This is a genomic window from Solibacillus ferritrahens, assembly GCF_037027585.1.
GTDB lineage: Bacteria > Bacillota > Bacilli > Bacillales_A > Planococcaceae > Solibacillus > Solibacillus ferritrahens.
Map to the genome: position 1 here is coordinate 170,262 of NZ_JAXCLE010000002.1, position 18,673 is coordinate 188,934.

Sequence of the window (18,673 nt, forward strand, 5' to 3'; positions counted from 1 at the left end):
GATGGAAAAAATAATCGATATTACAGAGCGCGTACCTACTATGAAAAAACGTAGAAGACGACGTACAAATTTAAAATTTCTTGCATTAGTTACGGTATTTCTTTTCATCATCATGATACTTCTTTATTTTCAATTACCTTATAGCGATATTAAAAAAATCAATATAAAGGGCGCACAGCTTAAAGAAGATACATTTTATATTGAGCAGTCAAATCTAAATGTTGATGATTCTTTATGGGGATTTAAAATACCTGATGTGCAGGAATTGATTGCTCAGCATGAATGGGTCAAATCGGTAGAGGTACGACGGAAGTTTTTAAATGAAATTGAAATTACGGTCGAGGAATGGCAAAAAGTTGCCTATATCTCAAAGGATGGAGAATTTCACCCAATGTTGGATAATGGGGTTGTTTTTAATGAACCTAATGAAATTGTTCCAATCGACGCCCCAATTTTTTTGAAATTTGAAGATGAGTCATTACGGAAAAAGCTATTAAAGGAGCTTGCAAAATTAAAGCCTGAAGTATTGTCACTCATATCCCAAATTAATGCAAATCCTTCCGAGGCTGATCCTTATTCGATTACACTTTATATGAATGATGGTTATGAAGTAAGGGCAGATGCAAATACTTTAGCTGAAAAGCTTAATTACTATCCGTCAATTGTCGCTCAAATTGAAAATGAGGAAGCATTTGAAAAAGGGGTTGTAGATATTGAAGTGGGTTCTTACTACAGACCTTTTTCAGATGAATACTCTTTATTGGGCAAGGATTCAGAAAATCCGGAGTTAAATGATGAAGGTAGTGCGGAGACCGAAGAAGGGGGGCAACTGGAAGAACAAAATGATGAATAGCGATAACAACAACAGTAAGCAACCTAAGCAAAAGTCATTATTGTTGTCTCGTAAATATATTGCTTTACTAATTGTATGTATAATAACCGGTTTTATAATCGGTTTTTCTTATAATTTATCAAAGGACAAGCGTACGCTAAGCTCTGCCTCGCCACAATTTGAGCAAGAAAATCAGTACAGAGAAGATTTAATTGCAAAAAAGGAACGCAACAAAGAGTTGGCAGAAGAGCTCGCACAATTGGAAGATAAAATTCGAGCATATGAAAAGCAATTTTCCTCTAATGAGGCTCAATATGAACAAAATCGACAGGATGCAGAACAATTACGATTATTATTAGGATTATCGGCAGGAGTAGGACCAGGAATCAAAATTACACTTCGCGATGGTGATTATAATCCCAATACAACGAATCCAAATGAGTATATTGTTCACGAAAGTCACATATTTAAATTATTAAATGAATTAAAAATTGCTGGAGCTGAAGGCATCTCAATTAACGGACAGCGGTTAAAACCAAATTCGTATATTATTTGTAACGGACCAGTCATTACGATAGATGGACAACAGTATCCAGCACCGTTTGTTGTGGAAGCAGTAGGAAACCAAGAGGTGTTAGTCTCCTCATTGGAATTGTCAGGTGGGGTCTTTGACCAGTTGATAAATGAACAAATTGTCGTGACGGTAGAAAAAAGCGACTTAATAGAAATGAAAACTATCAGCGATGAGTAAGGCATAATATCGGAGGGAAGATGATGACGAAAAAAATGTACCGTAATATTACGATGATCTCGTTCATCATTGGCTTTATGCTGGCAGTGCAATACAACACTGTTCAAAGCCCAGCTGAACGAAACACAGTAGATATATGGGAAATACGTCAACAACTTTCAGTGGAACAGGAGCGTCATTCAGAGCTTCTGACAGCAATTAGTGACCTGTCTGACACAGTAAGTAAATACGAAGATGCGGAATTTAATAATCCTGAAATTCTATTAGAACAAACAGTAGATAATTTAAAAGAGAGTGCAGGTATATTACCAACAAGGGGACCAGGTTTGACATTGACAATCGAGCCTTCGCAGGAGCTAATGAACTTTGGTTATGAAATCAAGCCCGTATCCCCTGAATTATTAATTCGCCTTATTAACGATTTATATCGCAGTAATGCACAAGCAATTGAAATTGATGACAAAAGATTGACGTATAATACCGCCATTCGTGATATTAACGGAAAAACAACTGTAAATAGTGAGCCGATAGAGGATACAAATATAGAGATAAATGTAATAACCCCTACTTATGAGCAAGCTGAAAAATTAAAGAATCATTTATTGGCATCGTCATTTCAGGATGAATTCTACATTGACAATCTTGTGTTGACGATTCATGAAGCAGAAAAAAATGTACGAATAAACTCAGTCGTAACCGTACAAAAAAGTAATTATCTATCTGAGAAATAGAAGGGGATGCGAATATGTGGTTACCACTTTTAGGACTTATATTTGGTGTGGTATTGGGTATTTTAACAGATATTCAAATTCCATCCGTCTATGAAAACTATTTATCAATTGCTGTGCTAGCTGCTCTCGATACAATGGTCGGCGGAATTCGCGCACAACTTCAACAAGTATATGACGATAAAGTATTCATTTCAGGGTTTTTCTTTAATATAATTTTAGCTGCAGGGTTAGCTTTTTTAGGAGTTCATATAGGGGTAGATTTGTATTTAGCAGCAATTTTTGCCTTTGGAGTACGACTATTTCAAAATATTGCGGTAATTCGTAGGCTAATTTTGACAAAATTTGAAAATAGAAAACTTAATAAGTAGGAAAACTCATAACAATCACGTTAAAATATCATTACAATTTATCGTTTTACTTAGACAATCATGTAAATTTACAATAGAATAAACTATAGGAGTAATCGAAGGAGGTGCAGAAGTTGAATCATCAAGAAATTTATGTCTCACTCGATATAGGATCTTCTTCAATAAAGGTCCTAATCGGAGAAATGAACGATGATCAATTGCACGTAATTGGTGTAGGTCATGTGAAATCAACTGGTATAAGAAAAGGTGCAATTGTTGATATAGATGCAACTGTACAGTCGATAAAAAAAGCTGTGGACCAAGCAGAACGAATGACTGGTATAAAAATAGAGGAAGTAGTGCTCGGTGTACCAGCAAATCAAACCATATTACAGCCTGTAAAAGGAGTTGTGGCGGTAAATGGGGAAGACCGTGAAATTACGGATGATGATTTGGCACGGGTAATTGACTCTGCACAAGTTATGTCGATTCCACCAGAGCGAGAGCTAGTAAACTTAATTCCTAAACAATTTATAGTAGACAACTTAGATGAAATTAAGGACCCGCGCGGTATGATTGGTATTCGCTTAGAGATGGATGCAACGATGATTACAACCTCGAAGACGCTTGTACATAATGTATTAAGATGTGTAGAACGTGCAGGTTTACAAATTCGTGAAATTTATTTACAACCGTTAGCAGCAGGAAATTTTGCGCTGACGGAAGACGAAAAAAACCAAGGAACAGCTTATATAGATTTAGGTGGCGGCTCCACAACGGTCGCTGTATTCCAGGATGGTTTATTGAAGAATACAGCTGTTATCCCAGTCGGTGGAGATCATATTACAAAAGATTTATCAATTGTATTAAAAACACCAACTGAACAAGCGGAAAAAATTAAAAAGCAATATGGACATGCTTTTTATGATGATGCTTCCGATGAGCAATTATTTGATGTACCTGTCGTTGGAACAGATACAACAGATCAATATAGCCAACGCTATATTTCGGAGATTATCGGTGTACGTTTAGAAGAGTTATTTGAACTAGTTTTAGATGAATTAGCTCGAATGGGTATACAGGATTTACCCGGTGGTATAGTGATTTCTGGTGGAGTAGCACAGCTGGAGGGCATTGCCCAATTGGCACGTCAAATTATGCTGACGAGAGTTCGTATTTATACGCCGGATTATATCGGTGTTCGTGAACCAGCCTTTACAACTTCGGTTGGTTTAATACGATACGCGAATGCAGAAGACGACTTTTATGGAAGAAGTGAGCCAGTAGACGCTTCTTCATATGCAGCACCTTATCCTACTCAATCAACTCCTTCTAAAAAACAAGCAAATGGGCCGGAGAGAGTAGAAAGCGCAAATAAAGTAAGTGTGATTGATCGCGCAAAAAACCTGTTAAACAAATTTTTCGATTAATACGAAAATGAATGACGTGAACAATTAGGAGGAGAAGTGTATGTTAGAATTCGAAACGGATATGGACCAATTAGCCGTTATTAAGGTAATAGGCGTTGGTGGGGGCGGTAACAATGCTGTAAACCGCATGATAGAGCATGGTGTACAAGGCGTAGATTTTATTGCAGTCAATACAGACGCACAAGCTTTAAATCTATCAAAAGCTGAATATAAATTACAGATTGGCGGTAAATTAACTCGAGGACTTGGCGCAGGTGCCAACCCGGAAGTAGGAAAAAAAGCCGCTGAAGAAAGCCGCGAACAGTTGGAAGAAGTATTGCGCGGAGCAGATATGGTATTCGTTACTGCTGGAATGGGCGGAGGTACAGGTACAGGTGCAGCGCCGGTAATCGCTTCTATTGCGCGTGATTTAGGTGCATTGACGGTAGGTGTTGTAACACGTCCATTCACATTTGAAGGCCGTAAACGTCAGACTCAGGCAATTGGCGGTATTACTTCCATGAAGGAAGCCGTTGATACATTAATCGTTATACCAAATGATAAATTATTGCAAATTGTAGATAAATCAACACCGATGCTAGAAGCCTTCCGTGAGGCGGATAATGTATTGCGTCAAGGTGTACAAGGTATTTCGGATTTAATCGCTACACCGGGTTTAATCAACCTGGACTTTGCTGACGTGAAAACAATCATGTCCGATAAAGGTTCTGCATTGATGGGTATTGGTATTGCTGCAGGTGAAAATCGCGCAGTAGAAGCAGCTAAAAAGGCTATTTCTTCTCCATTACTTGAAACATCAATTGATGGAGCAAAAGGTGTTATTATGAACATCACAGGTGGAACGAACTTAAGTCTATTTGAAGTTCAGGAAGCAGCAGATATCGTACAATTAGCTTCAGATGAAGAGGTTAATATGATTTTCGGTTCTGTTATTAATGACAACTTAAATGATGAAATAATTGTTACTGTAATTGCAACAGGGTTCTCTGACGACTTTATTGTCCAAAAACCACAGCCTGTGCGCCCGTCAATTGGAGCGCGCCAACAAGCTGCGACACAACAGCAACCTACACGTATGCAAGAACAGGTACAACAAGAAGCGCCGCGTCAACCACAACAACAACAGCAGCAGCAAACAAGCTATCAGCAGGATGATGCGCTGGATATTCCGACGTTTTTACGTAACCGTCGCAATCGCTAATTATCAATTAAATATACAATTTAAAAGCTAGTTTAACGTTTCGGAATTGAAGCGTTAAACTAGCTTTTTTGTCGAATGATTTTGAATGAAGTAATACTATGTCATACGATTATTGGATTTTACTGCAACGGTTAGACAAAAATCTCGCATTTGCTTTGATAACCTTGTTTTAGGAGGACAATACATGTATGCAGAATGGATTCTTTTAATGAACTTTTTAATGAATCTCGTATTATTAAAATTTACAGCAACTATGACATACACCATCATTCCAATTTGGAGATTAATTTTAGCGGCCTTTAGTAGTGCGATGATTGCTGTGTTATTTATGGGAAACATCTTTATGTTGCTTGTAAGTTTCATCTTACTATTAGGCATTGCTTTTTCATTTAAATGGAAAATATTTTTTGAGCAAGGCAAGTGGATTGTGATCGCTACTTTGCTCGCTGGTGGATTATTAACAGCATTACAGCCATTTTTGCTTGCATCTCCATTTTTCGCATATATTTTTATATGTTTCGGCATAGTATGTATTAGTTTGACAATAATGAGAAAAGGTTGGTTTCAAAAATTGCAGCAAGTTGCACAAAGTCGTTATGTGACAACTAGTAAAGTTGAATTACTGGATATGCAATTAGAGCTATTAACTTATATAGATACAGGGAATGAAAGCACGGAGCCTTTTAGCCAAGCACCCGTACATTTTATCTCATTTAAATCTGTTCAATCTATGTTATCTCAGGAATTTAATGAACGTTTACTTGCATGGAGTGAAACTGAACCTTACTCATTGACAATGTTTTCAAAAGAAGTACAAAAACGAATACGTATAGTTCCGATTACCACGGTACAAAAAGGCACAGTACTCGTACCAGCTTTTCGTGCTTCGATTACTGTTGGTGATAAAGCGTATCCAAACCACTATGTTGTTTTTACGAAAAATGATGCGCGTTTTCCGCAAAATGCACAAATGATTGCACATGTGTTTGTCCTAACGAATTCATAAGGGAGGATCGATATTGTTTCGAAAAATTCAATCAATAATTTTAAACATACTGAGCTACTTTAGAAAAAAAGGGACATACTATATAGGGGGACATGATTCATTGCCTATTCCATTAACTCGAGAAGAAGAAGTTGTCGTAGTCGAAGCTTTTATGAATGGTGACTTGCATGCCAGAGACATGTTAATTGAAAGAAATTTACGTTTAGTTGTTTATATTGCAAGACGTTTTGATAATACAAGCACACCGATAGAGGATTTAATTAGCATCGGTTCAATAGGTCTTATTAAGGCGATCGAAACATTTAATTTGGACAAAAATATAAAATTAGCCACATATGCATCACGTTGCATTGAAAATGAAATTTTGATGCATCTACGTAAGACGAGCCGTATGAAAGGGGAAGTTTCCTTTGATGAGCCGTTAAATGCCGATGCAGATGGCAACGAATTACTACTATCTGACATACTAGGTACTGAGGAACATATTATTACATTGGACGTAGAACGTAAAATCGAACGTCAGCACATGTTCAATGCCATTAATCAACTAACACCAAGAGAAAAATACATTATGGAATGCCGTTTTGGATTAAATGGAAAGGACGAAATGACGCAAAAGGAAGTAGCGGATCATTTAGGCATATCGCAATCATATATCTCTAGATTAGAGAAAAAAATTATTTTAGATTTACGGGAATATTTAAACGAACCAATTGCATAAGATGGTTAATTTTGGCGCGCATAGCGACGAACATTTCGGACAAAATGATTGAAAAGACAAAAGACAATCAAGTTCGGAAGGTGAAGTTGTATGCGTACAAAAGTGGAATTATGTGGTGTAGATACATCAACATTACCGGTACTAAAGCCAGATGAAATGAAGGATTTATTTATCCGATTACAGCAAGGGGAATTGATTGTTCGTGAGCAATTGGTATTTTGCAATCTACGTTTAGTGCTCAGCATTGTCGGCCGCTACGCCTATCGTGGTGAACAGGCGGATGATCTATTTCAGGTAGGCTGCATTGGCTTAATGAAAGCAATTGATAATTTTGATTTAAAGCATAATGTACGATTTTCGACATATGCTGTACCGATGATTATGGGTGAAATTCGCCGTCATTTGAGAGATCACCATGCATTACGTGTTTCCAGATCATTACGCGATATTGCGTATAAGGCGATGAAAGCGAAAGAGCAATATATTGCAGAACATTTAACAGAACCAACTATCGAACAATTAGCTCAGGCTATAGAGATGAAAAAAGAAGATGTACTATTTGCACTGGATGCAATTCAGGACCCTATGTCATTACAGGAACCGATCTATTCCGATGGCGGTGATGCAATCTTTATGATTGATCAGATTAAAGACAAAGTTACAGAAGAACATTGGGTGGGGTCGATCTCACTGCAAGAAAGTATGAAAAAATTAAATAGCAGACAAAAAATGATTATAGAAAAACGTTTTTTCCTAGGTGAGACACAAACAGAAATTGCCCAATCTTTAGGTATTTCACAAGCACAGATTTCAAGATTGGAAAAAAGTGCAGTAGAAATGATGAAACGTGATTTTCGTTAAATAGAAATGATGAGGACTGTCCAACTATGTAGGGCTGTCCTTTTATTCTATATTCAAATACTTATGCAAGAGTAATTTAAATTTCAAAGAGAGGATGGAGGAATGCGTTTTTCAACCGTTCAAGAGAAGGAAATCATTGAAGCAACAAGCGGTAAATTTATAGGTTATATTGTGGATGCAGAGGTAGATGAAAAAGAAGGAGTTATCACTGCCTTTATAATATCTCCACCTAAAAAGTTTTACCATTTATTTCAAGGGGAAGAGTTAGTGAAGAAGATTGCATTTAGTCATATACTCACAGTTGGAAAAGATGTTATATTGGTGAAATCATATGATGAATAATTCACCCTATTCATTGAAAATTCCAGTGTCCCTTGTTACAATGTAAGAAACTATTGTTGTAAAGTTGGGAAAAAAGTGGCGAAAATCGAGGATAATCTGTTAAATATTCAAAAACAAATAGTAAATGCTAAACAACGTGCAAATACAGATCAAACAGTAAACATTATTGCAGTGACAAAAGAAGTAGATGTCAATCGTACTAAAGAGGCAATAGAAGCTGGGTTAACAAACTTGGGAGAAAATCGCCCTGAAGGCTTGACGAATAAATTGCAATCTATTAATTCAAATGTCTCCTGGCATTATATTGGCTCTCTACAGACGAGAAAAGTAAAACAAGTTATCAATGATATTGACTATTTACATTCACTTGATCGTTTAAGCTTAGCTGAGGAAATTGAAAAACGAGCAACAAAAGCTGTGAAATGTTTTATACAAGTGAATGTTTCTGGAGAAGAATCCAAACACGGCTTAACTAAGCAGCAAACGCTGGAATTTGTGAAGCAACTTGGGCAATTTTCAAAGATTATAGTAGTGGGTTTAATGACAATGGCTCCTTTTACAGAAGACGAAACCGTTATAAGGCAAGTGTTTAAACAGTTAAAACAATTGCAACAGGAAGTGTCACAATTGAACATACCAAATGTACCTTGTACTGAATTATCGATGGGCATGTCAAATGACTACGAAATTGCAGTTGAAGAAGGGGCGACATTTGTTAGAATTGGAACAGCTCTTGTTGGTTAAGGAGGGTTTAATATGAGCATTAAAAACATTTTTGATAAATTCTTTTATTTAGAAGAATTAGAAGAAGAATATGATCAGGCTCAAACGCAAACATCGCAAAAGCAAGCACCAAAAGCTGTACAAAGTGATTCACAACAGTATTATCAGGATTCGGGGCAAAAGCATCAACCACAACTCATTCAAAATCGAATGAAAAAGGAGCGTAAAATGCAACAGCAACCACCGCGCAATGAAGTTGTTACGCAAAATCATAACAATGTTGTGAGCTTACAGGCTGCATCGTCATCAAAAAATTCAAAACTTGTTTTAATTGAGCCTAGAGTATATGCCGAAGCACAGGATATCGCAGAACATTTAAAAAACAAGCGTGCTACCGTAGTTAATTTACAACGGATTGATCGTGACCAAGGGAAACGAATAATCGATTTTTTAAGCGGAACAGTGTATGCTTTAGGTGGAGATATTCAACGTATTGGAAATGATATTTTCTTATGTACACCAGAAAATGTAGAAGTTTCAGGAGAAATATCCAATTTAACGTTTGAGTAATTAAATTTTGTGAGGTAAAAAAATTATGATTTTTCAATTAGTATCAACAGCATTTCTAATATATCGTTTTATGCTGATTGGTTACATATTAATGTCTTGGGTTCCAGCGCTACAAGATTCACCCGTTGGTCGTTTCCTTGAAACAGTATGTGAACCGTATTTAGGATTTTTCCGTAAGTTTATCCCACCGATTGGCATGATTGATATATCACCAATTGTAGGTTTATTTGCATTAGTATTTATTGAGCGTGGCGTTTATAGCGTACTAGCATTTTTCTTATAATATAGTTGAACGAACTCCTGCTAATGTAGGAGTTTTCTTTATTTTTAATAAAAAGTAAAGTAATTATGTTTTACGAGAAGTTTATATTAAAAGAAAAATGGAAAAAATAGAAATATATTCTATAAGAAAGTAGGCATAGTGATGGAGCATTTAATACAACATTTCCGCAAAGATGAGCAGCCATTTATTGAGCAAGTAATCGGTTGGCAACGTGAAGTAGAGGATCGTTACGCCCCGAAGCTCACTGATTTTTTAGATCCTCGCCAACGTTTTATCGTTCAATCCATCATTCATCAATCGGAAGAAATTCAAGTGTTTACAGAAGGAGTCTTTGAAGATGCAGAGCGCAAACGTATGTTGATTGCGCCTTCCTATTTACAACCGGAAGAATCGGATTTTCAAATAGAAGTTTATGCGTTGAGTTATCCATCAAAGTTTGTGCAGCTTCGCCATCCTGATGTATTGGGTGCACTTTTATCAATTGGTTTGGATCGTGGGAAGTTTGGGGATATCCGTCTTGCTGAAAATACAGTGCAATTTGCTTTGGCAACAGAAATAGCTGATTATGTAAGAGCGAATTTATCGGGAATTGGCAAAGTAAAGGTGCATGCTGAAGTAGTGAATCCTGGTACAGCTCTTATTCTAAACGAGGAACAATGGAGCGAAAGTTCACATACTGTTTCATCGATGCGATTGGATGTTGTACTTGCAACGATCACAAATATTTCACGGCAAAAGTCGCAAAGCTTAATCCAGGGCGGCAAGGTTAAAGTAAATTGGACAGTGCGTGAAGCAGTCGCCTTTGAACTACAGGAAGGAGATATTATTTCTGCGCGCGGATATGGACGCATGAAAGTCATTATGACAGAAGGGCGAACGAAAAAAGATAAAATACGTTTACAAGTAGGACGTTTAGAGCAAAAAGTATAATTTTTCATCAGTTTTTGGGGAAATATGATGTTATTCAGTAGAGAAACGATTATAATACTCTTAAGAACATACGCAAAAAAAGGAGAGTAGAACGATATGCCATTATCCCCTCTTGATATACATAATAAAGAATTTACACGCGGATTCCGTGGATACGCTGAAGACGAAGTAAATGAGTTTTTAGATCAAATAATTAAAGACTATGAAATTATTTTACGCGAGAAAAAGGATCTGGAAGAGAAAGTAAAAATGATGTCTACTCAAATGAATCACTATAATTCTTTGGAAGACACATTACAAAAGTCGATTATCGTTGCACAAGAGGCTGCAGGTGAAGTGCGTCGCAACTCAGAAAAAGAAGCGAAGTTAATCGTCAAGGAAGCCGAGAAAAATGCAGATCGTATTGTAAATGATGCCTTAACAAAAGCACGAAAAATTGCAATTGAAATTGACGAATTAAAAAAACAATCTAAAGTATTCCGTAATCGTTTTAAAATGCTAGTAGAAGCTCAACTCGATTTGTTAAATACTGATGATTGGGATCGTTTGTTAGAATACGATGTCGATTTAACGGAAATTCAGGATAACAATCGCCATGAAACTAATGAAGATAGTCAAAATGATGAAAATGCTGTCTATTAATGGTGGGGACTTGACATTTCATCTTGCCTTTTCATATACTGAAAAATAATGAATAGGATGCATATTGCATCATGCGTTGACGGAGACAGTAAATTTAACAGTGTGGGTTAGCGATTCGAGGATGGTGGGAGCTCGAACGAAACAGGTTAAATTGAAAATCACTCTCGAGCTAAATAGCTGAAACTCTAATAAAGAGAAGCCTCTGGCAGATGTCACAGATTTTTTAAAGGGAATTTTTGAGTTTACTCAAAAAAACCTGGACACAATTACACCAAGGCGTAATTGATTAGTAAGCTATTTCGTAGAACACGACGTTACAGTGTCTAATGAGGCTATATTTTTAGCGAATTTAGGGTGGTACCACGAGATTAATGCTCCTCGTCCCTTTTTTATAAGGGATGGAGGGGCTTTTTTGTTGTTTAAAAAGTAACCAAATCCTTAAGAGCGTTAAAAAAATTATAATTAATATAGAACGCTAAATCATTTGCTTAAACGTTGATTGGAATGGAGGGGAGGCGACTCCAGCGGGAATAGCGTGACGCCTGAGACTACAGGCTCAGGCCACGCCCGCGGAAAGCGTCCGCCCCGGAATGGAAATCAACAATCAGTAATCAGCAATCAATAAGATAATTAGGAGGAATTTTAAATGGTAGAGTATAAAGATACGTTATTAATGCCGAAAACCGACTTCCCGATGCGTGGAGGGTTACCAACGAAGGAGCCGCAAGTTCAGGCACAATGGGATGAAATGGACATCAATAAATTGGTGTTAGAGCGCACAAAAGATCGTCCACACTATGTATTACATGATGGTCCTCCATATGCCAATGGTGATATCCATATCGGGCATGCATTGAATAAAGTAATTAAAGACATGATCAATCGTCAAAAATCGATGACAGGTTTCCATGTACCTTATATTCCAGGGTGGGATACACACGGTTTACCAATCGAACAGGCGTTAACGAATAAAGGTGTTAAGCGTAAAGAAATGTCGGTTGCAGAATTCCGTCAGCTTTGCGAAAAATATGCATATGAACAAGTCGAAAATCAAAAAGGTCAATTCCGTCGTCTAGGTGTACGTGGTGATTGGGAAAATCCGTATATCACATTAAAACCAGAGTTCGAAGCACGTCAAATCGAAGTTTTCGGTAAAATGGCGGAAAAAGGCTATATTTACAAAGGTTTAAAACCAGTTTACTGGTCACCATCTTCTGAATCTGCACTAGCAGAAGCGGAAATTGAATATAAAGACGTTGAATCTTATTCGATCTACGTAGGATTTGGTATTAAAGATGCAAAAGGTGTTGTTCCTGCAGATGCAAAATTTGTTATTTGGACAACGACACCATGGACAATTCCTGCAAACTTAGGAATTTCAGTAAATCCGGAATTCACATATGCTGTAGTAGAAGCAAATGGTGGCAAATATATCGTAGCGAAAGATTTATTAGATAAATTAGCTTCTACGTTTGGTTGGGAAGATGTGCAAATCGTTCAGGAAGTAAAAGGCGCAGAGCTTGAAATGATCGTAGCGGAGCATCCAATTTATAAACGCGATTCATTAGTAATGGTTGGTGAGCACGTTACGGCTGAAGCGGGTACTGGATGTGTACACACAGCACCAGGTCATGGTGAAGATGACTATCAAGTTGGTAAACAATACGGCTTGGATATTTTATCACCAGTCGATAACGGCGGTTGCTACACGGACGAAGCACCTGGCTTTGAAGGATTATTCTATGAAAAAGCTAATCCAATTGTAATTGAAAAATTAAAAGAAGAAGGCGCGTTATTGAGTGTTTCTAAATTCCAACACTCTTACCCACATGACTGGCGTACAAAAAAACCAGTAATTTATCGTGCAACACCACAATGGTTCGCATCTGTAGAAATGTTCCGTAATGAGTTATTAGATGCGGTTTCTGCAACTGAGTTTACACCTGCATGGGGTGAGACACGTCTTTACAATATGATTCGTGACCGTGGTGACTGGGTAATTTCCCGCCAACGTGCATGGGGTGTACCGATTCCAATCTTCTACGCAGAAAATGGCGAGCCGATCATTACTCCAGAAACTATTGCTCATATTTCAAAATTATTCCGTGGGCATGGTTCAAATATTTGGTTCCAGCGTGAGGCGAAAGAATTATTACCGGAAGGCTTTACGCATGAAGGTAGCCCGAACGGTAAATTTACAAAAGAAAATGACATTATGGACGTATGGTTCGACTCAGGCTCATCTCACCAAGGTGTACTTGCAGAGCGTGGTATGAAATATCCAGCTGACCTTTATCTAGAAGGTTCCGACCAACACCGTGGCTGGTTCAACTCTTCTCTAATTACATCTGTAGCTATTAATGGTCATGCACCATATAAAGGTCTATTAACTCATGGTTTCGTATTAGATGGAGAAGGACGTAAAATGTCAAAATCACTTGGCAACACGATTGACCCAATCAAAGTGATGAATCAATATGGTGCCGATATTATTCGTATGTGGGTAGCATCAGTTGATTATACAGGGGACGTTCGTATTTCAATGGATATGTTGAAGCAAGTTTCTGAAACATACCGAAAAGTGCGTAATACCCTGCGCTTCTTACACGGAAATGTGACAGACTTTAACGAAACGACTGACCGGGTAGCATATGAAGATTTGCGTGAGATGGATCAGTACATGTATATGCGATTACAAGATGTGATCAAAACAATTCGAGCTGCATATGACCGTTATGACTTCTCGACAGTATATACAACTGTGAATAACTTTGTAGCAATCGAGCTTTCTTCTTTCTATTTGGATATTGCAAAAGATGTTGTATATATCGAAGGGAAAGATAATAATTACCGTCGTGCAATGCAAACAGTGATGTATGATACGTTAATGGCGTTAGTAAAATTATTAACTCCAATTATTCCACATACTACTGAAGAATTGTGGAGCTATATTGAATTTGAAGGCAAGCCACAATCTGTACAATTAACAGACTTCCCTGAAGCGGTAGAGAAAGAAAACTTTGCCGAATTACGTGCAAAGTGGTCGAAAGTTATTGCAGTAAGAAATGAAGTATTAAAGGCGCTAGAAGAAGCGCGTAATGCAAAAACAATCGGTAAATCATTAGAAGCAAAAATTTCAGTTTATGCAGACAGTGAAACAATCGAATTGTTAAATGATGCAAATATCGACTTTGCACAGCTTTCTATCGTTTCTCAATTCTTTATCGCCGGCAGTAAAGAAAATGCACCGGAAGAAGCTTTAGTACTAGAGAAAACAGCTTTAGTAGTAGAAAAAGCGGACGGTGAAAAGTGTGAGCGCTGCTGGACAATTTCAGAAACAGTCGGGACGAGCGAATTACATGCGACTTTATGTAAACGCTGTGCGGATGTTGTAGAAAACTATTACGTATAAAAAATTCAGAACGCTGTTGCCGAATAGGTAATGGCGTTCTTTATAGCTTTTTGTTTTCTGAAAAATAAAAAAATTAGGAGAGATATAGCTTTGGAACAAGTAGAACAAAAGCAGCTTACACCTGATACATTTATACAGGGTGTAAAAGATTGTATCCCAACTTTACTCGGCTATATAAGCATCGGTGTAGCATTTGGAGTTGTTGGAATTGCATCCGGAATTTCTGTACTTGAAGTGTTTTTACTGTCGATGCTTGTTTATGCAGGATCAGCTCAGTTTATATTCTGTGGACTCTATTTAGCGGGTGCACCTGTTACTGCTGTCATCATCACTATTTTCATCGTAAATTTACGTCATTTACTTATGTCTTTAACGATTGCTCCTTATTTTACTAAGTATTCAACATTGCGCAACATAGGCTTTGGTACGTTACTAACCGATGAGACGTTCGGCGTATCCGTTGTCGCTGCTGGGAAAGAAGGACGTCTTGGCGGGAAATGGATGGATGGTCTTAATATTACAGCGTATACGACTTGGATTGCGGCGTGTACAATAGGTGGAGTCATCGGTCAATGGCTACCGAATCCTGAAAAATGGGGGCTGGACTATGCGTTAGTGGCAATGTTTGTCGCATTGCTTGTTCTAACACTCGCGAGTATCCCAAAAGAAAAATTAATGCATTACATAAAGCTGATTCTCATTATGGTCTTCAGCATGTACGGAATGCTCTACTTTATGCCGGGACATTTAGCCGTCCTATTATCGACTGTTGTAGTAGCAACGATTGGGGTGGCATTGGAAAAATGACAACTTCTATAGCAATGGTATTATTAATTTTAGGCTGTGCCCTTGTAACATGGATCCCTAGAATATTGCCGTTTATATTAGTGAAAAATATGAAATTGCCAAAAATTGTCCTGCGCTGGCTTGCATACATACCCGTTTGTATATTATCAGCATTGGTAATTGAAGGTTTTTTCAAAAAAGATTCTACTATTGTAACGGTACAATGGATAAATATACTTGTGTTTATCCCGACATTACTTGTCGCATTACTTTCAAAAAGTTTATCGAAAACAGTGATTGCCGGAGTCGTGACAATGGCCGGATTTCGATTTTTTTTCAGTTAAAGTGAAAAGCTGATATTTTGTAATCCTAAACATAATTGCATCAAAAATTACACTTCTATATTAATAAGGCTATCCATAAAAATTGAACTATAGGATAGCCTTTTTTTTACAGTATCCTTTTGTATTCCATCACATCAACTTTGTTCATTTACTTATGCTAACTGTTCGGCTACTTGTACAAAGCTTATTTGTGAGAAAATGATGATTCTAGTTCTAGATTCTCTTTCATAATGTTCTGTTGATTCAGTTAGTATTAAAAAATCCGTATTTACCGATTCTAATGTTCCAGTAATTAGTTCTTCACCTACTGCAACGGTTATTTCCCTATTCAAATATTCTCCAAGCTGTAAAAATAATTTTGTATTCAATCCAATCACCCCCTATTTTAATAAGCTATATTTTGAATACTCCCTAATGGAATATACAGTAAACTAGAATTTGACCTTAGCGTGATATAGTCAGGTTTAACTTCTATTAACGTCCCAGAAACTTTTGAATATTCCGTTGTAACTTCTAAAGTTGAATCTTTTAAAGAATTAAGAACTGCACGAAGCTGCTGCATACTAATCCCCCTTCTATAATGGAATCTTAAAGTATATGTTTGTAATAAAAAGTTACTTAGGTATATATTCTAACTTTTGTTATTTTAATAAAAATTGAGTATTGCGCACAAAGTATATGAAATAAAATTCATATCATACCTGTGAGGTGATCATTATGAAGGATAGACAAGATGGATTAGTAAGTGTTGTTATTCCGTGCTATAATGCTGGCCCATATATAGTAGATTGCCTAAATTCACTACAAGCCCAGTCATACGAAAAAATGGAAGTAATACTCGTGAACGATGCCTCGACTGATCAAACGCAAAATATAGTAGAAAAGTGGATAGAAGAATCAAATCCAACTTTCCCAATAATCGTATGTAATCTTCCTAAAAATACAGGGTTTGCAGGAGCTCTGACAATCGGATATTTTATGAGTTCAGGTGAGTATATTGCGGTTAATGATGCGGATGATATTTCACATCCATTTCGTTTTGAAAAACAAGTAGACTTTTTAGAAAAAAATCAAGAGTATGATTTAATCGGAACAAATTATCAGGTGTTTACTGATATCAATTTAAAAGAAAATGGGCAAACGGCAAATTGGTTAGTATATGGGGATGATATTCGGAAGATTTATGCAGAAGGTGGTCACTGTATCTGTCATGGAACCATCTTGTTCCGTGGAAAGGTTTTTGACATGCTTGGCGGTCCGACTCGAAGAATTCTTGGTGCAGAAGACTATGAATTTATCGTGAAATTTTTAAATGCGAATTTAATGGTTGAAAATTTAAATGAGGTCTTATATTACTATCGGCAACATGATCAACAACGATCTAAAACATTTTATGGCGGTGATAATATTGGATAGGGTAAGAATTTTACTTGTAATTGATGCATTATATATTGGAGGAACTGAAACACATGTATTAGGTTTAGCAAAAGAATTAATTAAAAATAATATTTTTGTTGCTATTGCAGCTCAAAAAAATGGAAGTTTAGTTAATTCCTTCGAAGAGTTGCAATGTCCTATTTATCATATAGATTTCCCAAAAACGATTTCCCTTTCAAAAAATCATGAATTAGAGTTAGTTCAAAAAATAGAACAGATCATAGACTTCGAAAATATTTCTCATATTCATATTCATCAGACACCATCAGGTTATTTAGCTGGGCAGGCAGCAAATAATAAAGGTATTGCTACAGTCTTAACCATACATGGAACCTATTATCCAAACCATGAAATAGAGGAACTTTTTAAATTAGCCGATGCAGTGATCTGTGTTAGTCCTCCCTTATGTAATTATGCAAAGACATTTAATATAGAAAATCCTTACTTAGTACCAAACGGAATTGATTTAGAAGATTATCCAGGAAATTCCTCTTCTGAAGAGATTAGAAATGATTTAAAAATACCTAAAGACTCTATTGTCCTTCTGTACGCAAGTAGAATTGCATGGGCAAAGGCTCATGTTTGTAGTATCTTTTTACGAGCCTGTAAAGATTTGAAATTGAATTTATTTCCTAATCTTCATGTAATTATTGTAGGAGGTGGCGATAAATTAGATGACATTAAATTCTTATCCCGAAAGATTGAAGAAACATGTAATGACACGTTCATTCACGTCGTAGGTGAACAAAAAAATTTGAATGCTTTTTATGGAGCTGCTGATTGTATAGTCGGAACAGGACGCGTGGCTTTAGAAGCAATGGCATCGGAAAAACAAATTATTGCGATTGGAAACCATGGCTATTTTGGGATTGTGAATAATGACAATCTAGAAGAAGCATGGAACCATTACTTTGGAGACCATGGATCAATAGTGCCTTGTAGCAGACACATAGTAAGAGACGATTTAACAAAATTATTGACGGATCAAGAACAGCTCAAGCTAAATGGAAAGAAATCTAGAGAGATTATCAAAGAGAAATTTAACATTCAGACAGTCACACAAGAAATTTTGAAAATCTACTCTGAAACTAAAAAAGATGACATTTCAAAGTGAAAAAATTATTTTATATCGGATGGATTGGATTAATTGTTTATCTCCGGTCCATCGATTACATAATAATGGCTCGATTCCTAAATCAGTGGAATTGAGCCATTTTCGTAAATTTTAGAATTCATAAACCTTTGCTGTATCAATTTCCTTTCCCTAAAAATTTAGTACATAAGATTAGCCCAATTTGCCCCAAATACAAACATTAATATATAT

The 18,673-nt window shown here is 36.7% G+C and carries 22 protein-coding genes and 1 other annotated feature; of the genes, 20 read left to right on the forward strand and 2 right to left on the reverse strand.

From position 1 onward, the window contains the following. The first annotated feature begins 1 nt into the window (after position 1). From SNE38_RS02925 to SNE38_RS03010, 18 genes are all read left to right on the forward strand, one after another. The gene (locus tag SNE38_RS02925; RefSeq protein WP_191702627.1) at positions 2–853 is read left to right on the forward strand and encodes a cell division protein FtsQ/DivIB; all 852 of its coding nucleotides are present in this window, start codon (positions 2–4) and stop codon (positions 851–853) included. Next, the gene (locus tag SNE38_RS02930; RefSeq protein WP_191702295.1) at positions 843–1,583 is read left to right on the forward strand and encodes a DUF881 domain-containing protein; all 741 of its coding nucleotides are present in this window, start codon (positions 843–845) and stop codon (positions 1,581–1,583) included. Before SNE38_RS02925 ends, SNE38_RS02930 begins: the two co-directional genes overlap by 11 nt. A gap of 23 nt (positions 1,584–1,606) precedes the next feature. After that, the gene (locus SNE38_RS02935; protein ID WP_191702296.1) at positions 1,607–2,314 is read left to right on the forward strand and encodes a DUF881 domain-containing protein; all 708 of its coding nucleotides are present in this window, start codon (positions 1,607–1,609) and stop codon (positions 2,312–2,314) included. A 14-nt stretch (positions 2,315–2,328) separates the two neighbouring features. Next, on the forward strand, positions 2,329–2,682 hold the full coding sequence (locus SNE38_RS02940) for a small basic family protein (protein ID WP_191702297.1): 354 nt from the start codon (positions 2,329–2,331) through the stop codon (positions 2,680–2,682). Positions 2,683–2,795: 113 nt separating this feature from the next. Beyond that, entirely contained in the window at positions 2,796–4,091 is a 1,296-nt protein-coding gene (gene ftsA / locus SNE38_RS02945; protein ID WP_191702298.1) for a cell division protein FtsA, read from the forward strand. A gap of 40 nt (positions 4,092–4,131) precedes the next feature. Then, the gene (gene ftsZ, locus SNE38_RS02950) at positions 4,132–5,292 is read left to right on the forward strand and encodes a cell division protein FtsZ (protein WP_191702299.1); all 1,161 of its coding nucleotides are present in this window, start codon (positions 4,132–4,134) and stop codon (positions 5,290–5,292) included. Between the two features lie 184 nt (positions 5,293–5,476). After that, a complete protein-coding gene (locus SNE38_RS02955; protein ID WP_191702300.1) occupies positions 5,477–6,298 on the forward strand; it encodes a sigma-E processing peptidase SpoIIGA in 822 nt (273 codons plus the stop codon). A 13-nt stretch (positions 6,299–6,311) separates the two neighbouring features. Beyond that, positions 6,312–7,019: an RNA polymerase sporulation sigma factor SigE gene (gene sigE / locus SNE38_RS02960; protein WP_191702301.1), complete on the forward strand. Its 708-nt coding sequence runs from the start codon at positions 6,312–6,314 to the stop codon at positions 7,017–7,019. Positions 7,020–7,109: 90 nt separating this feature from the next. After that, complete coding sequence (gene sigG, locus SNE38_RS02965; RefSeq protein WP_191702302.1) at positions 7,110–7,880, forward strand: RNA polymerase sporulation sigma factor SigG; 771 nt, start codon at positions 7,110–7,112, stop codon at positions 7,878–7,880. Between the two features lie 102 nt (positions 7,881–7,982). Next, positions 7,983–8,222, forward strand: a complete 240-nt coding sequence (locus SNE38_RS02970; protein ID WP_191702303.1) for a PRC-barrel domain-containing protein — start codon at positions 7,983–7,985, stop codon at positions 8,220–8,222. A gap of 75 nt (positions 8,223–8,297) precedes the next feature. Beyond that, positions 8,298–8,966 carry a YggS family pyridoxal phosphate-dependent enzyme gene (locus SNE38_RS02975; protein WP_191702304.1) on the forward strand — a complete coding sequence of 223 codons (669 nt, stop codon included), beginning with the start codon at positions 8,298–8,300 and terminating at the stop codon, positions 8,964–8,966. 12 nt (positions 8,967–8,978) lie between these two features. Beyond that, the gene (locus SNE38_RS02980) at positions 8,979–9,515 is read left to right on the forward strand and encodes a cell division protein SepF (protein WP_191702305.1); all 537 of its coding nucleotides are present in this window, start codon (positions 8,979–8,981) and stop codon (positions 9,513–9,515) included. 25 nt (positions 9,516–9,540) lie between these two features. Then, positions 9,541–9,798 carry a YggT family protein gene (locus SNE38_RS02985; protein ID WP_191702306.1) on the forward strand — a complete coding sequence of 86 codons (258 nt, stop codon included), beginning with the start codon at positions 9,541–9,543 and terminating at the stop codon, positions 9,796–9,798. Between the two features lie 141 nt (positions 9,799–9,939). Further along, a complete protein-coding gene (locus SNE38_RS02990) occupies positions 9,940–10,728 on the forward strand; it encodes a YlmH family RNA-binding protein (protein WP_191702307.1) in 789 nt (262 codons plus the stop codon). A gap of 96 nt (positions 10,729–10,824) precedes the next feature. Then, a complete protein-coding gene (locus tag SNE38_RS02995) occupies positions 10,825–11,370 on the forward strand; it encodes a DivIVA domain-containing protein (protein WP_191702308.1) in 546 nt (181 codons plus the stop codon). A gap of 67 nt (positions 11,371–11,437) precedes the next feature. Further along, positions 11,438–11,759 (forward strand) — a binding site (T-box leader). Positions 11,760–12,016: 257 nt separating this feature from the next. Next, complete coding sequence (gene ileS, locus SNE38_RS03000; protein ID WP_191702309.1) at positions 12,017–14,782, forward strand: isoleucine--tRNA ligase; 2,766 nt, start codon at positions 12,017–12,019, stop codon at positions 14,780–14,782. Positions 14,783–14,872: 90 nt separating this feature from the next. Further along, positions 14,873–15,589, forward strand: a complete 717-nt coding sequence (locus SNE38_RS03005; RefSeq protein ID WP_191702310.1) for an AzlC family ABC transporter permease — start codon at positions 14,873–14,875, stop codon at positions 15,587–15,589. Beyond that, positions 15,586–15,912, forward strand: coding sequence for an AzlD domain-containing protein (locus SNE38_RS03010; protein WP_191702311.1), 327 nt, complete (start codon positions 15,586–15,588; stop codon positions 15,910–15,912). Before SNE38_RS03005 ends, SNE38_RS03010 begins: the two co-directional genes overlap by 4 nt. A gap of 152 nt (positions 15,913–16,064) precedes the next feature. On the opposite strand, the gene SNE38_RS03015 is transcribed toward SNE38_RS03010, so the two are convergent. Together SNE38_RS03015 and SNE38_RS03020 are read right to left on the reverse strand one after the other, a co-directional pair. After that, complete coding sequence (locus SNE38_RS03015; RefSeq protein WP_191702312.1) at positions 16,065–16,280, reverse strand: hypothetical protein; 216 nt, start codon at positions 16,278–16,280, stop codon at positions 16,065–16,067. Between the two features lie 17 nt (positions 16,281–16,297). Further along, positions 16,298–16,474: a DUF2642 domain-containing protein gene (locus SNE38_RS03020; RefSeq protein ID WP_191702313.1), complete on the reverse strand. Its 177-nt coding sequence runs from the start codon at positions 16,472–16,474 to the stop codon at positions 16,298–16,300. A 155-nt stretch (positions 16,475–16,629) separates the two neighbouring features. Here SNE38_RS03020 and SNE38_RS03025 point away from each other — a divergent pair, with 155 nt between their 5' ends. Together SNE38_RS03025 and SNE38_RS03030 are read left to right on the forward strand one after the other, a co-directional pair. Next, complete coding sequence (locus tag SNE38_RS03025) at positions 16,630–17,328, forward strand: glycosyltransferase family 2 protein (protein ID WP_191702314.1); 699 nt, start codon at positions 16,630–16,632, stop codon at positions 17,326–17,328. Beyond that, on the forward strand, positions 17,279–18,463 hold the full coding sequence (locus SNE38_RS03030; protein ID WP_336045838.1) for a glycosyltransferase family 4 protein: 1,185 nt from the start codon (positions 17,279–17,281) through the stop codon (positions 18,461–18,463). The genes SNE38_RS03025 and SNE38_RS03030 overlap by 50 nt, the downstream gene beginning before the upstream one ends. The last annotated feature ends 210 nt before the right edge of the window (positions 18,464–18,673 follow it).

Excerpts from the sequence above, each read along its gene's own strand:
- SNE38_RS02925 (WP_191702627.1), top strand. The coding sequence starts at position 2 with ATGGAAAAAATAATCGATATTACAGAGCGCGTACCTACTATGAAAAAA.
- SNE38_RS02930 (WP_191702295.1), top strand. The coding sequence starts at position 843 with ATGATGAATAGCGATAACAACAACAGTAAGCAACCTAAGCAAAAGTCA.
- SNE38_RS02935 (WP_191702296.1), top strand. The coding sequence starts at position 1,607 with ATGACGAAAAAAATGTACCGTAATATTACGATGATCTCGTTCATCATT.
- SNE38_RS02940 (WP_191702297.1), top strand. The coding sequence starts at position 2,329 with ATGTGGTTACCACTTTTAGGACTTATATTTGGTGTGGTATTGGGTATT.
- ftsZ (WP_191702299.1), top strand. The coding sequence starts at position 4,132 with ATGTTAGAATTCGAAACGGATATGGACCAATTAGCCGTTATTAAGGTA.
- SNE38_RS02955 (WP_191702300.1), top strand. The coding sequence starts at position 5,477 with ATGTATGCAGAATGGATTCTTTTAATGAACTTTTTAATGAATCTCGTA.
- sigG (WP_191702302.1), top strand. The coding sequence starts at position 7,110 with ATGCGTACAAAAGTGGAATTATGTGGTGTAGATACATCAACATTACCG.
- SNE38_RS02970 (WP_191702303.1), top strand. The coding sequence starts at position 7,983 with ATGCGTTTTTCAACCGTTCAAGAGAAGGAAATCATTGAAGCAACAAGC.
- SNE38_RS02980 (WP_191702305.1), top strand. The coding sequence starts at position 8,979 with ATGAGCATTAAAAACATTTTTGATAAATTCTTTTATTTAGAAGAATTA.
- SNE38_RS02985 (WP_191702306.1), top strand. The coding sequence starts at position 9,541 with ATGATTTTTCAATTAGTATCAACAGCATTTCTAATATATCGTTTTATG.
- SNE38_RS02990 (WP_191702307.1), top strand. The coding sequence starts at position 9,940 with ATGGAGCATTTAATACAACATTTCCGCAAAGATGAGCAGCCATTTATT.
- SNE38_RS02995 (WP_191702308.1), top strand. The coding sequence starts at position 10,825 with ATGCCATTATCCCCTCTTGATATACATAATAAAGAATTTACACGCGGA.
- ileS (WP_191702309.1), top strand. The coding sequence starts at position 12,017 with ATGGTAGAGTATAAAGATACGTTATTAATGCCGAAAACCGACTTCCCG.
- SNE38_RS03010 (WP_191702311.1), top strand. The coding sequence starts at position 15,586 with ATGACAACTTCTATAGCAATGGTATTATTAATTTTAGGCTGTGCCCTT.
- SNE38_RS03020 (WP_191702313.1), bottom strand. The coding sequence starts at position 16,474 with ATGCAGCAGCTTCGTGCAGTTCTTAATTCTTTAAAAGATTCAACTTTA.
- SNE38_RS03025 (WP_191702314.1), top strand. The coding sequence starts at position 16,630 with ATGAAGGATAGACAAGATGGATTAGTAAGTGTTGTTATTCCGTGCTAT.
- SNE38_RS03030 (WP_336045838.1), top strand. The coding sequence starts at position 17,279 with ATGATCAACAACGATCTAAAACATTTTATGGCGGTGATAATATTGGAT.